The organism is Micromonospora sp. NPDC005161, from assembly GCF_053599855.1.
Map to the genome: position 1 here is coordinate 168,119 of NZ_JBSFYQ010000005.1, position 13,336 is coordinate 181,454.

Here is a 13,336-nt window from a genome sequence, read left to right on the forward strand (position 1 = left end):
CCCCTCATGATCGCCAGTCGGAACATCGGTCCGGTGGCGGCCGCCGCCACCCTTCTCGCCGCCGCCCCGCTGTCGGCCATCTTCCAGAGCTGGACGTGGCTCGTCCAGTCCGCGATCGCGGTCGCGATAGTGGCCGGGGTCGCCGCGCTGACCCGGCTCGTCCGGGCGCCGCTGTGGGGTCAGGTCCTCGGCATGCTGGCCGCCCTGGTGCTCGCCCTGACCTGGCTGTTCCCCAGCGGCGGGGAGCTGCTCACCTTCCTGCCCACGCCGGGCACGTTCGGGTACTTCGCCGAGCTGTTCACCGGCTCCATGCAGGACATGCACTCGTACGGCGTGGAGGTACCGGACACCGACCCCCTGCTGTTCATCACCGTGCTCGGCGTCGGCGGGGTGGCCGTACTGGTCGATGTGCTGGCGGTGGGTCTGCGCCGGCCCGCCCTGGCCGGGCTGCCGATGCTCGCGATCTACTCGGTGCCGGTCGCCGTCTACGTCGACAGCGTCCCCCCGGTGCCGTTCGTGGTGGGCGCCGCCGGGTACCTCTGGCTGCTGGTCACCGACAACGTCGACCGGGTCCGCCGGTTCGGCCGCCGGTTCACCGGCGACGGCCGCGACGTCGACGTGTGGGAGGCCTCGCCCCTGGCCGCCGCCGGCCGCCGGCTCGCGGTGGTCGGGGTGGCCATCGCCGTGGCGCTGCCGCTGGCCGTGCCGGGCATGACGGGCGGGCTGCTCGACACGCTCGGTGGCGGCACGGGCAACGGCAACGGCCGCGCGGGTGCGGGCTCATCGGGCCGGATCGACCTGTTCGCCTCGCTCGCCGGCCAGCTCAACCAGTCCGAGGTGGCCGACCTGGTCAAGGTGACCACGTCCGAGCCGAGTCCGTTCTACCTGCGCTACGCCGTCGCGGACGAGCTGCGCACGAACGGGTTCCAGGCGCGCAACCCCATTGGCCGGCCGGTCAACCGGGACCTGCCGGACCCGACCGAGCGGGTTGGCCCGGGCGTCCAGCAGGCCCGCTACCAGGCGACCGTCGAGGTCACCAAAAGCCTGAGCATGTCCCTGATGCCGGTGTACGCCGAGCCGGTGCGCACCGAGGACCTCAACGGCAACTGGCTCTACGACCCCAACCAGCAGGTCGTCTTCTCCAACCGGGACAACTCCCGGGGCAAGAAGTACTCCTTCGACTACATCCGCTCGACGTACACCCCGGCGGCGCTGCGGGCCGCACAGCCGCTGCCGGCCGACCATCCGGTACGCCGGCAGCTGACCGCCACTCCCGGGGCGGTGCCCGAGGTTGAGGAGCTGGTCAAGGGCCTGGTCCAGGGCAAGCGCACCGACTACGACCGGGTGCTGGCGATCTACCAGCACTTCTCGGCGGACAACGGGTTCAGCTACCGGCTCAGCACCGAGAGCGGCAGCAGCGGCGAGGACATCGTCAACTTCCTGACCAACAAGGTCGGCTACTGCCAGCAGTACGCCGCGGCGATGGCCTGGCTGGTGCGCAGCGCCGGCATCCCGGCCCGGGTGGCGTTCGGGTTCACCAACGGCAGCAAGCGGGACGGCGACACCTACACGCTGACCAACCTCAACCTGCACGCCTGGACCGAGGTCTACTTCGACGGGGTCGGCTGGGTGCCGTTCGACGCCACGCCGTCGTACGGTGTGCCGGGCTCGACCCGGTCGGCCTGGGCACCGGACATCGACGCGCCGGAACCATCCAGCCCAGACCCCGGCACCTCGGGCGCCACGGCGGACCCCGGCGCGTCGGGCGGCCCGGCCGGTCCGGACAACGCCGATCGGGACCTCGACTCGGGGCTCTCCGTCGCCGGCGAGACGCCGGCCGATCAGCCGCCGGTGTGGCCGTGGTGGACGGCGGGTCTGCTGGCACTGCTGGCACTGCTGGCGGTGCCGGCACTGCGCCGGCTGGCGCTGCGCCGACGGCGGGGTGGCCGGGCGGCGGACGCTGCGATGACCGCCGCTCCGAACGACACCGCGTCGGTGGACGGGACGCGTGTGATGGTGGTCGGGCCGGATGCCAACCGGGCTCGCGCGGACGCGCACGCCGCCTGGGCGGAGCTGCTCGACACGCTGGTGGACTTCCAGGTCCGGGTCGACCGGACCGAAACACCCCGGGCGACCGCGGACCGGCTGGTCCGGGAGACCTTCAGCGATGACACCGCGGCGGTCGGCGCGGCGCGGCTGCTCGGCCGAGCTGAGGAGCGGGCCCGTTACGCGCGGGATCCGCTGACCGGTGAACCGCTGGTGCCGGCGCTGCGCGCGGTCCGCGGTGCGCTCGCCGCCCGGGCGAACCGCCGGACCCGACTGCTCGCCACCGTGCTGCCGCCGTCGGTGCTGCTGCGCTGGCGGACCGCCCTGGCGGACAACTCCGGCCGGATGGTGGCGCTGACCGGGCGGGCCCGGTACCGGCTGCTCCGCTGGAATCCGCGTCGGCTGCTGGCCGACCGGGCGGCCCGCTGAGCGACGTCCGTCCGGCTCGGGGTGGCGGTCCATCGGCCGTCGCCCCGGGCCACCCGGGCTCTCCGCCCCGCGGTGCCCCCATGGTCACTTGATTTCGGGTGGTCGCCGGAAGCCGCACGGCTTCGCCTACAGTGCGATGGGCACACGGATACCTCAGCGGTCGCCGGGACTGATCCCGGCGACCCGCTCGTCGCGGCGTACGGCCCGCCTCAGCGGCGGGACCGGCTCAGCGGTGCCCCTCCGGGCGCTGCCGCCACCTGTCCTCCATGCGGTCCAGGATCGACGGCCGACGACCAGATCGGCCGCCGCGGGGACGGCGACGACTGGTCGTGCCACCCACCACGTGCAGGTCGGGTGACTGCGCCCGCCGGTGCGACTGCACCGCGAACGCGGCCGAGGCCAGCATGACGACAAAGCCCGCCACCGCCAGCGGTGGAGTCTTGATCACCGCGCCATAGACCAGTAGAGCCAAGCCAGCGATTATCACGCCAGCAGCGACGAGCAGGCGACGCCGCGCGTGGAAGCGCGGATCGCTGGCGCGCACGGCCGAGGCGAATTTGGGGTCCTCGGCAAGCGACCGCTCGATCTGCTCGAACAGCCGCTGCTCGTGCTCCGAGAGCGGCACGGCACTCCTCCCCGGTCACGTTGGTCGGGCCCACTCGGGCCGACAGACCGTGGCAGCCAACCGGCTGCTTACCCGCAAGTCTACGAGGGGGGTCGCGCGTCGGAAAGCGGGACGACCTACCGGTGGGGTGGATTTTCGTTTCGACGGGGGTCACGGTCGCCCAGGAGACTGGCCGGACCTATGACGGACCGCCCGAATCGGGCAGCAGCGGCGTCCGCGGCAGCTTCCGCCTCACGCCAGCCACGCTCGGGCGCGCCGAGGGTGAGCTGGCGGGGCGCGCCCAGCGCCGGGGCGAGCCCCTCCACCCGGACACCGACGAGCCGGATCCGCTCGCCCGGGTCCAGCGCGGTGTAGAGCGCCCAGACCGTGTCGAACATCTCGCGGGCGGTGTCGGTGGGGACGCCGAGGGTGCGGGAGCGGTTGACGGTGCGGAAGTCGGCCAGCCGCACCTTGAGTGTCACGGTGCGCCCCACCTGCCCGGAGCCGCGCAACCGGACGCCGACCTTCGCGCTGAGCGCGAGCAGGGCGCGGCGGATCTCCACCGGGTCGGCCACGTCGGCGTCGAAGGTCGCCTCGGCGCCGATCGACTTGTCGACATGCTCAGGGCTGACCCGGCGGGGGTCCCGCCCCCAGGCCAGCTCGTGCAGGTGCGCCGCCGATGCCGCACCGACCGCCCGGCGGAGCATGCCCACCGGGGCCTCGGCGAGGTCGCCGACGGTGGACAGGCCGAGCCGGCGCAGCGACTCGGCGGCGCGCTCCCCCACCCCCCAGAGCGCGTCCACCGGCAGGGGGTGCAGAAAGTCGAGCACCTGCCCCGGGGGCACGACCAGCATGCCGTCCGGCTTGGCCCGGGTGGAACCCAGCTTGGCGACGAACTTGCTCGGCGCCACCCCGACCGAGCAGGTCAGCCCCTGCTCGTCGGAGACCCGGCGGCGGATCAGCCGGGCGATGGCGGCCGGGGAGCCGAACAGCCGACGGGCTCCGGTCACGTCGAGGAACGCCTCGTCGAGGGAGAGCGGCTCGACCAGCGGAGTGACGTCCCGGAAGATCTGCATGACGGCCCGGGAGGCGGGGGTGTAGGCGGTGAAATCCGGTGGCAGATAGACCGCGTTCGGGCAGCGGGCCCGGGCCTGGCTGGTCGGCATCGCGCTGCGGACGCCGTAGCGGCGGGCCTCGTAGCTGGCCGAGCTGACCACGCCGCGCGGCCCGACGCCGCCGACGACCACCGGTCGGCCCCGCAACTCGGGCCGGCGGCGCACCTCGACGGCGGCGAAGAAGGCATCCATGTCGACGTGCAGGATCGGGCTGCCGGAGTCGTCGGCGTCCGGCCCGAAGCGCGGATCGCCGCCCCGGGGCAACGATTGGCTGCGGCCCATCCCGGCAGGTTAACCCGGGGGTACGACATCACCAGCGACCGACGGGGCGTGCCACCCGTCGCTCAGCCGCGGACCACCAGCAGCGGCACGGCCAGCTCGGCGGCGGTGTCCGACCCGTGGTACGCCACCAGCCGGGACGCCATCGGTGGCTCGGTGCGGGTCGCCAGGACCGCGTACGTGTCGTTGCAGCTCACCACCACATCACCGATGCGACCCAGGTGCTCCTCGGGCACCGGCCCGAACCAGCCGCTGGCCACCACCTCGTCCCGGGTGCGGACCCGCGCCGCGCCGCCGAGCACTGCCGACCATGCGGCCACCACGTCGTCGAGCGCACCCGGTACGACATGCAGGTAACGCACCCGGGCCTCGCCGGCCACCAGCCGCACACCGGCGCGCAGCCGCGGATCGGTGTCCAGGTCGAAGCGGTGTGTGATGGGCACGTTGAGCTGGCCGTGGTCGGCGGTCACCAGCAGCGCCGCGTCCGGCGGCAGCCCGTCGACCAGCCGGGTGAGCAGGGCGTCCACCTGGCTGGCGGCGATCCGCCAGGGCGCCGAGTCGACCCCGCCGAGGTGGCCGTGCCGATCGAGGTCGGGGTGGTAGCCGGAGACCAGGGTGGGCCCGGGGCCGGCGGCCAGCGCGGCCAGCATGGTGGCGGCCACGGCGTCCACGCCAGTTGCGCCCCGGAAGTCGCCACCCCGGTTGGCGGCCAGGGTCAACCCGCTGCCGCCGAACTCCGGCCGGCTCACCACGGTCACCGCCACCCCCGCGGCGCGGGCCCGTTCCAGCTGGGTGGGCACCGGCTGCCAGCGCAGCGGCGACGGGTCGGCGGCCCAGTCGGTGTGGGTCAGCACCCGGTCGGTGCCGGGCACCCGCACGGTGAAGCCGAGCACCCCGTGCGCGCCCGGCGCGACGCCGGTGCCGAGGGTCGCCAGGCTGGTCGGGGTGGTGGACGGGAAACCGGCGATGAGCGGCCGGCCCACCGTCGCGGCGAGCCCGGCGAGGATCGGCGCGTACGGGGCGACGGTCGGCAGCTGATACCAGCCGAGCCCGTCGACCAGCAGCACGGCGACCCGGCGTACCCCGGCCAGCGCGGGGACCAGCCCGAGCGGATCGGCCGACCCGGGCACGCCCAGCACGGCCAGCGCGCTGGGCAGCACGTCAGCGAGGCACCCCCCGCCGTGACCCGGATCGAGGACGGCCAGCGGCGCCGGCGCCCCACCCGGCAGGGCGGTCATGCCGGCCGGCGGGCGAACAGGTGCAGCTGGGCGGCCAGATCCCGGTACGGGGGGTGGGCGGCGAGCACCCGTTCCAGCTCCACCAGCGCGGCCGACTGCCCGTCGGCCACCGCGGCCGGCAGCAGGTCGGCCAGCACGCGTACCCCGTGGATCTCCTCGACCGCCAGCCCGGCGGCGCCGAGCAGCGCGGCGGCGCCCGAGGCGTCGTAGCGACGGCGCAGCGTGTCCCGTGGTCCGGCGGTGCCGGCCGGGTCGGCGGCCAGCGCCGCCGCGACGTCCAGGTGACCGTTCATCGCCCGGCCCAGCACGGCGGCGGCCCGGCCGGCCACCAGCACGCTGGCCGCGCCGCCCGGGCGCAGCGCGGTGGCCAGCGCGGCCACCACCGCCGCCGGGTCGTCGACGACCTCCAGCACGGCGTGGCAGAGCACCAGGTCGACGCCGGCCGGCTCGACCAGCCCCGCGAGGGCGTCCCCATCGCCCTGCACGGCGGCGATCCGGTCGGCCACCCCGGCCTCGGCGGCCCGGCGGGTGAGCGCGGCCAGCGCGTCGGGGCTGGCGTCGACCACGGTGACGCGGTGCCCGGCGCGGGCCAGCGGGACGGCGAAGCCGCCCGTGCCGCCGCCCACGTCCAGCACGGTGAGCTCGGCGTCGCCGCGCCGGTCCAGCTCGGCGCGGAGCACCGACCAGATCACGGCGGTACGGGGGGTCAGCGGCGGCCCGGTGAACCGGCCTCGGGTCTGCTCCACCCGGTCGAGCCTAGTCACCCGGTCCATCGGTCAGGACTCGCCGCCCTCGACCTCGTCCTCCGCGCGGGATCGCCGCTCGTTGGCGACCGGACCGTTGGTCACCTCGTACTCGCGAGGGTCGGCGAGGTGCGACGGCATCCAGCCCGCGCCGAGCCGGGTCCGCCGGGAGTTGGCGATTCCACCGGTGTACGTGTGATTCCCCATCGCTGTTCATTCCCCTCGTGGCTCACGGGCCGCTCTGCCCGCTCGGCACGAGTCTCCCGCTCGGCGGCGCCGGAAACCGTAATGTGGATCACTGAATCAGCGGAAGTCACGGGATGCGGGGCTGACCGGTGGCTCGATGGCGTCCAGCCGGTCGGCAACGAGGTTGGTCACCCCCTCGTTCCGCTCCAGCCGCCCACGGACCACCAGCGCGGCGCTGGTCCGGGCCACCCGCCGGTAGCGCTGCCACAGCCCCGGCGAGCAGGTGACGTTGAGCATCCCGGTCTCGTCCTCCAGGTTGAGGAAGGTGACCCCGCCCGCGGTCGCCGGGCGCTGCCGGTGGGTGACGATGCCGCCGACCCGGATCCGCTGCCCGGGCTCCACCCGGCCGAGCCGGGCGATCGGCACCGCGCCGAGCACGTCGAGCTGACCCCGGATGAACCGGGCCGGATGGCTCTCCGGCGACAGCCCGGTGGCCCACACGTCGGCGACCAGCCGATCCACCGCCTCCATCCCGGGCAGGGTGGGTGCCGCCGCGCCGGTCACCGTGCCGGGCAGCCGACCCGGCCGGTCCTGGGCCGCCGCGCCGGCAGCCCAGAGCGCTTCCCGCCGGGTCAGCCCGAAACAGGCGAACGCGTCCGCGGTGGCCAGCGCCTCCAGCTGCGCGGCGGTGAGACCGACCCGCCGGGCCAGGTCCGGCATGTCCCGGTACGGTCCACCGGTCGCCCGTTCGGCCTCGATCCGCTCGGCCACCTCGGCGCCGAGGGTCCGCACGCCGGACAGCCCGAGCCGGACCGCCGGGCCGCCCAGCCCCCAGGCGTGCGGCGGCTCCCCCGGGCCGCTGCCCCACCGGGTGTCCGGGGTGGACTCCAGCACCGCCTTCGACCCGCTGGCGTTGATGTCCGGGCGGCGTACCTCCACCCCGTGCCGGCGAGCGTCGTCCACCAGGGTCTGTGGGGAGTAGAAGCCCATCGGCTGGGCGTTCAGCAGCGCGGCCAGGAACGGCGCCGGGTGGTAGCGCTTGAGCCAGGAGCTGGCGTAGACCAGGTAGGCGAAGCTCATCGCGTGGCTCTCCGGAAAGCCGTAGCTGGCGAACGCGGTGAGCTTGCGGTAGACGTCGTCGGCCAGCTCGCCGGTGATGCCCCGCTCGGCCATCCCGGCGTAGAGCCGGTCGGCGATGCGGGTCATCCGCTCGACCGAGCGTTTGGCGCCCATCGCCCGGCGCAGTTGGTCGGCCTCGGCCGCGTCGAAGCCGGCCAGGTCGATGGCGAGCTGCATCAGCTGCTCCTGGAACAGCGGCACGCCCAGGGTCTTCTCCAACGCGTTGCGCATCAGCGGGTGCGCGAAGGTCACCGGCTCCAGGCCGTTCTTGCGCCGGATGAACGGGTGCACCGAGCCGCCCTGGATCGGGCCGGGCCGGATCAGCGCCACCTCGACCACCAGGTCGTAGAACTCGCGGGGTTTGAGCCGGGGCAGGGTGGCCATCTGGGCGCGGCTCTCCACCTGGAACACCCCGACCGAGTCCGCCCGGCAGAGCATGTCGTAGACCTCCGGGTCGTCCAGCGTCATGTCGCCGAGGTCCAGGCTCATGCCGATCATGTCGTAGCCGTAGTGCAGCGCGGAGAGCATGCCGAGGCCGAGCAGGTCGAACTTGACTAGACCGACCGCCGCGCAGTCGTCCTTGTCCCACTGGAGCACGCTGCGCCCGGGCATCCGCCCCCACTCCACCGGGCAGACCTCGATCACCGGCCGGTCGCAGATCACCATGCCGCCGGAGTGGATGCCCAGGTGCCGGGGGAACGTCTGCAACTCGTTGGCGTACTCGACCACCTGCTCGGGGATGTCCTCGACGTCGACCGTCGCGACCGAACCCCACCGGTCGATCTGCTTGCTCCAGGCGTCCTGCTGGCCGGGTGAGAAGCCGAACGCCTTGGCCACGTCCCGCACCGCCGACCGGGGCCGGTAGGAGATGACGTTGGCGACCTGGGCGGCGTGCTCCCGGCCGTAGCGGGTGTAGACGTGCTGGATCACCTCCTCCCGGCGGTCGGACTCGATGTCCACGTCGATGTCCGGCGGGCCGTCCCGCTCCGGGGCGAGGAAACGCTCGAAGAGCAACCGGTGCCGGACGGCGTCCACGTTGGTGATCCGCAGCGCGTAGCAGACCGCCGAGTTGGCCGCCGAACCCCGGCCCTGGCAGTAGATGTCCTGCGCACGGCAGAACGCGACGATGTCGTAGACCACCAGGAAGTAGCCGGGGAAGCCCAGCTCCTCGATCATGTTCAGCTCGTGGTCGAGCTGCGCGTACGCCGTTGGGTGCGCCTGCGGCGGACCGTAGCGCTCCCGCGCCCCGTCGGCGGTCAGCTTGCGCAGCCAGCTCATCTCGGTGTGCCCCGGCGGCACCGGGTACGCCGGCAGCTGCGGCGCGACCAGTTGGAGGTCGAAGGCCAGCTCGGCGCCGAACTCGGCGGCCCGGGCCACCGCGCCCGGGTACGCGGCGAACCGGGCCGCCATCTCCGCGCCGCTGCGCAGGTGGGCGGTGGCCGCCGCGGGCAGCCAGCCGTCGATCTCGTCCAGGCTGCGCCGGGCCCGGACGGCGGCGACCGTGGTGGCCAGCCGCCGCCGGCCGGGGCTGGCGTAGTGCACGTTGTTGCTGGCCACCGTCGGCAGCCCGGCCGCGGCGGCCAGGTCGGCGAGCGCGTCGTTGCGGTCGGCGTCGACGGGGTGGCCGTGGTCGGTCAGCTCCACCGCCACCGTCTCCGCGCCGAAGAGCGCGGTCAGCCGGTCCAGCTCGCGGGCCGCCGCGTCCACTCCCTCGGTGAGCAGCGCCGCCGGCACGTGGCCCTTGCGGCAGCCGGTCAGCACCAGCACGTGGTCGCGCAGCTCGGCGGCGACCTCCTCCAGCTCCCCGTAGACCGGGCGGCCCTTCTCCCCGCCGCGCAGCTGGGCGCGGGCGATGGTGGTGGCCAGCCGGGCGTACCCCTCGTGGCCGTGCGCGAGCACCAGCAGGTGCGCGCCGTGCGGGTCGGGCTCGCCGTTCTGCGGACCGGGCAGCCCGAGGGAGAGCTCCGCGCCGAAGATGGTCGGCAGGGCCAGCGCGCGGGCCGCCTCGGCGAAGCGGACCACACCGTAGAAGCCGTCGTGATCGGTGACGGCGAGGGCGGTGAGCCCCAGCCGGGCCGCCTCCTCGGCCAGCTCCTCCGGATGGCTGGCGCCGTCGAGGAAGCTGAAGTTGGTGTGCGCGTGCAGCTCCGCGTAGGGCACCACACCGTCGGGGCGGGCCAGCTCCGGCGGCTGGTACTGCTCGCGCCGGCGGCTCCAGGCCGGGGAGTCCCCGCCGTCGGCGTCCACGGCGAGCGGGTCCACCACGTGCAGGTGCCGCTCGCCCCGGCTCCCCCGTTTGTCGTCGGCCCGGCCGGAGAGCACCCGTTCCAGCTCCGACCAGGGCATCTTCGGGTTGTGAAAGCTCATCCGGCCGGCTCCGGCGGCGAGAGGGGCGGTGAGCGATATACCTGAGAGTCATAAATATGCCTCACAGTCATATCGCTCACCGGGGCATCCGCCTCCGGCCTGGAGCGGACAAGGACCAGCTCAGTCATAGATCGCCTCCACCAACCACTGCCCGGCCTCGACGGCGAGCAGCAGGGCCGTACCGTCGGCGAGGCCGATCTGGAACCGGGCCCGGCGGTGGGCCTCCGCCGGCACCCACCAGCGCTCGTCCACCGGCCACGGCCCGGCCCAGCCGACGATCTCCGCTGGCCGGCCGGTGCCCACCAGCAGCCGTGCGGGTGGGGCGCTCACCGCCAACCGGGCGTTGACCACCACCGGCTCGCCGGCAGCGTCCTGCACGGTCGCCGCGAGCGGGCTGGCCAGCACCACCGCCGGCGCGGGCGGAGGAAGCTGGCCTGGCCAGGGCGGGGCGCCGGCGCGGGCGGGGACCCGTTCGTCGCCCCACGGCACCAGTCGCACCTGGTCGGCCGGGGACCGCCCGCCGCCGAGCACCGCGGTGACCACCGCTTCCGGGCCGAGGATGCCCTGCACCCGGTTCAACGCCCGGTGCGCCCGCTCCCGCTCCTCGCCGGCCTCCCCCCAGAGGCCGGACTGCAGGCCGGCCTGGGCGATCACCCCGTCCGGGATCAGCCGCAGCCGGATGATGCCGGCCGTCGGTCGGACCGCCCGGGCACCGGCCCGGCCGTTGCTGCCGGAGAGCCAACCGTCGAGCTGCCAGCGCACCCGGTCGGCGATGGCCGCTGCGGTGAGCAGGCCGTCGTGCCGCCACACCCGATGCAGCTCCTGCCCGTGCGCGGTGACCGCCTCGATGCCGAGCCGGGTGCAGGCCAGCCCGTGCCCGGCCAGCCGGTCGTGCAGCTGCTCGGCCAGCGCGCGGGCGGCGAACGCCGCCGCGTCGACCCGGTCGATCGGCTCGTCGTGCTCGGCCGTCACCGTCAGGTCGGCCGGCGGCCGCCGGACGGCGAGCGGGCGGTGGTCCCGCCCGGCGGCCAGCCGGTGGGCCAGTGCGCCGTCGAACCCGAACCGGGCCAGCACGTCGCCGGCCGGCAACGCGGCGAAGTCGCCGAGGGTCCGCACCCCCAGCCGGCGCAGCAGGTCGGCCAGCGCCGACCGGCCGAGCGCCTCGACCGGCAGTCCGGCCAGGAACTCCGGTGTCCCGCCCGGTGCCACCACCCGGCCGGCGCGGGCGGCCAGCCCCGCGGCGAAGACCCCGTCGGCGATGCCGACCTGACTCTCCACCAGACACGACTGGGCGATGTGCTCGATGATCCGCTCGGCGGCCGCCTCCTCGCCGCCGAGGTAACGGCTCGGGCCCCGGGCGGCCACCGCGCAGGCGCCTGGGCGGACCACCTCGACGCCGGCGACCAGCTCCTCCACCGCGGCGACCACCGGCTCGAACGCCCGGGCGTCCCGGCCGGGGTCGTACTCCACGACGGTGAGCTGCGGGCAGCGGCCCTGCGCCTCCCGCTTGCGCAGCCCCCGGCGCACCCCCTCGGCACGGGCCCGCTCGGAGCAGGCGACCACCCGGTTGGCGTGCAGCACGGCGACCGGGCCGGTGGCCGGCACCCCGTCGACGATCTCGGCGGCGAGCACCGGCCAGTCCGGGCACCACAGCAGCAGGGTCCGTGTCGGCGAGTCGGTCACCCCGCGCCGACCAGAGTGAGCGCCGGACGGGTCGCGGTCGACACCGTACGAGGAATCACCCGGGTGAGCTCGTCACCGGGAAGCCAGACCTTGATCTCCTTGGGTCGGGCGGCCGCCCCACGCCCGCGCGCCGAGACGGTGACCTCCCGGCGGCGCAGCCGACCCCGGCCCGACCCGAGCCCTTCCCAGACCCCACGGACCACCTGCAACGTCACGTCCGCGCCGTCCCACCGGCCGTAAGGGACGAGCACGCTGCCGCGCTGCCGGGCCCGGGCGGCCAGCCGGGTGGCGACCGACGCGGAGACCGCAGCCGGCACGGCGGTGACCACGACGTCCACCCCGTCGATCAGCGCGGCGACCACGGTGGCCCACTCGGGGCCGGGATTCGGCACCAGGGCCAGCCGGTCCAGGGCGATGCCCAACTCGGCGGCCGCGCCCGCGCCGAACGTCGGCACGCCGACCACGGCACACCACGAGCCGGCCCGGGACGCCTCGGCGAGCAGGGCCAGCACCAGCGAGGTGCCCCCGCTGCGCCGGGGTTGGCCGACGGCGACCGCGATGGTGCTGCCCCGACGCAGGCCCCGGTTGGGCAGTAGGCCGGTCAGCTCGGGCGCCACCGGCAACACCCGGTGGCCGCCGCCGACCGGGTCGGGTGCGCTCGCCGGGCGTACCAGATCGGCCAGTGCGGCGGAACCGACCACCATGCGGCCCGCCATCGGACCAACCCCCCGTCGTTGCTGTGGATCAAATCAGGACCGGCACGCCGTGACGCCGGCCGCCCGACTCCCCCCGCCGGGCGGGTCGGCGTCACGGCGGGATCATGCGGCGAGGCCGTCCAGGGCCGGTTGGTGAGCCACGCCGAGCGCGGTCTCCACCACCGTGACGAACTGTTCGGCCGCGCGGAGCAGGTCGTCGGCCTCCCGGGCACTGACCACCCGGGGGATGCCGGCCTCGGCGGCGGCCCGCTTGCCGGCGCCGGCGGCGAAGAACCGGGCCCACTCGTCGAGCTCGGGGGCGACGGCACAGAGCAGGACCCAGACGCTGGTGATCCGGTTGCGCCGGCTCGGCGCGGGTCGGGCACGGGCGGCGAGGAGTGCGGCGGCCGCACGCAGCGCCGCCAGGTGGGCGGCCGCGTAGCGCAGGCCGTCGGGTCGGGTCTGGCCGGCCTCGACCAGCCCGCGCCGGGCCAACGTGAGGAGCTGGGCGGGGGTGCGGTGCGGCAGCACGTGCGCCGGCACCGTCGGTGCCTGAGCCGGGTTGGTCGGCATGGACTGTCTCCTCCACTGGCCGGGGCGTCGCCTCGGCGCACTGGTGCCGCCGATGGGATGCCGAGGTCGGATGGTGCGGAGGAAGACGCACCGGGTGTGGCCGGCCGGGTGTGGATGCTTCCCCACACCACACCCGGCCGGCGTACCGGCGGGTTCGTCGCCCGCCGCCCGGGGGTCGTGGGCGGCGGGCGACGCTCCTGCCTGTCGGGACCGGGCTCGCGACTGCCCGGAAACCCAGGTGCGGCCCGCGGAGCCGCAC

10 protein-coding genes are annotated in these 13,336 nt (G+C 75.0%); 1 reads left to right on the plus strand and 9 read right to left on the minus strand.

Annotation, left to right across the window (positions count from 1 at the left end; genetic code table 11):
• The first annotated feature begins 6 nt into the window (after positions 1-6).
• Complete coding sequence (locus ACWD5O_RS07410; RefSeq protein WP_450084837.1) at positions 7-2,475, plus strand: transglutaminase family protein; 2,469 nt, start codon at positions 7-9, stop codon at positions 2,473-2,475.
• A 226-nt stretch (positions 2,476-2,701) separates the two neighbouring features.
• On the opposite strand, the gene ACWD5O_RS07415 is transcribed toward ACWD5O_RS07410, so the two are convergent.
• From ACWD5O_RS07415 to ACWD5O_RS07455, 9 genes are all read right to left on the minus strand, one after another.
• On the minus strand, positions 2,702-3,100 hold the full coding sequence (locus tag ACWD5O_RS07415; protein ID WP_074313058.1) for a DUF3040 domain-containing protein: 399 nt from the start codon (positions 3,098-3,100) through the stop codon (positions 2,702-2,704).
• Between the two features lie 116 nt (positions 3,101-3,216).
• Positions 3,217-4,476: a DNA polymerase IV gene (locus tag ACWD5O_RS07420; RefSeq protein WP_450084838.1), complete on the minus strand. Its 1,260-nt coding sequence runs from the start codon at positions 4,474-4,476 to the stop codon at positions 3,217-3,219.
• A gap of 62 nt (positions 4,477-4,538) precedes the next feature.
• On the minus strand, positions 4,539-5,711 hold the full coding sequence (locus ACWD5O_RS07425; RefSeq protein ID WP_450084839.1) for an alkaline phosphatase family protein: 1,173 nt from the start codon (positions 5,709-5,711) through the stop codon (positions 4,539-4,541).
• Positions 5,708-6,484 (minus strand): methyltransferase domain-containing protein, encoded by a 777-nt coding sequence (locus tag ACWD5O_RS07430; protein WP_450084840.1) that lies wholly within the window; start codon positions 6,482-6,484, stop codon positions 5,708-5,710. The genes ACWD5O_RS07425 and ACWD5O_RS07430 overlap by 4 nt, the downstream gene beginning before the upstream one ends.
• A gap of 3 nt (positions 6,485-6,487) precedes the next feature.
• Positions 6,488-6,661 (minus strand): hypothetical protein, encoded by a 174-nt coding sequence (locus ACWD5O_RS07435; RefSeq protein ID WP_354965015.1) that lies wholly within the window; start codon positions 6,659-6,661, stop codon positions 6,488-6,490.
• A 96-nt stretch (positions 6,662-6,757) separates the two neighbouring features.
• Complete coding sequence (locus ACWD5O_RS07440; RefSeq protein WP_354965016.1) at positions 6,758-10,126, minus strand: error-prone DNA polymerase; 3,369 nt, start codon at positions 10,124-10,126, stop codon at positions 6,758-6,760.
• A 120-nt stretch (positions 10,127-10,246) separates the two neighbouring features.
• Positions 10,247-11,809 (minus strand): DNA polymerase Y family protein, encoded by a 1,563-nt coding sequence (locus ACWD5O_RS07445; protein WP_450084841.1) that lies wholly within the window; start codon positions 11,807-11,809, stop codon positions 10,247-10,249.
• Positions 11,806-12,525, minus strand: a complete 720-nt coding sequence (locus ACWD5O_RS07450; RefSeq protein WP_450084842.1) for a hypothetical protein — start codon at positions 12,523-12,525, stop codon at positions 11,806-11,808. The genes ACWD5O_RS07445 and ACWD5O_RS07450 overlap by 4 nt, the downstream gene beginning before the upstream one ends.
• Positions 12,526-12,627: 102 nt before the next feature.
• A complete protein-coding gene (locus tag ACWD5O_RS07455) occupies positions 12,628-13,077 on the minus strand; it encodes an SAV_6107 family HEPN domain-containing protein (protein WP_354862373.1) in 450 nt (149 codons plus the stop codon).
• Between the last annotated feature and the right edge of the window lie 259 nt (positions 13,078-13,336).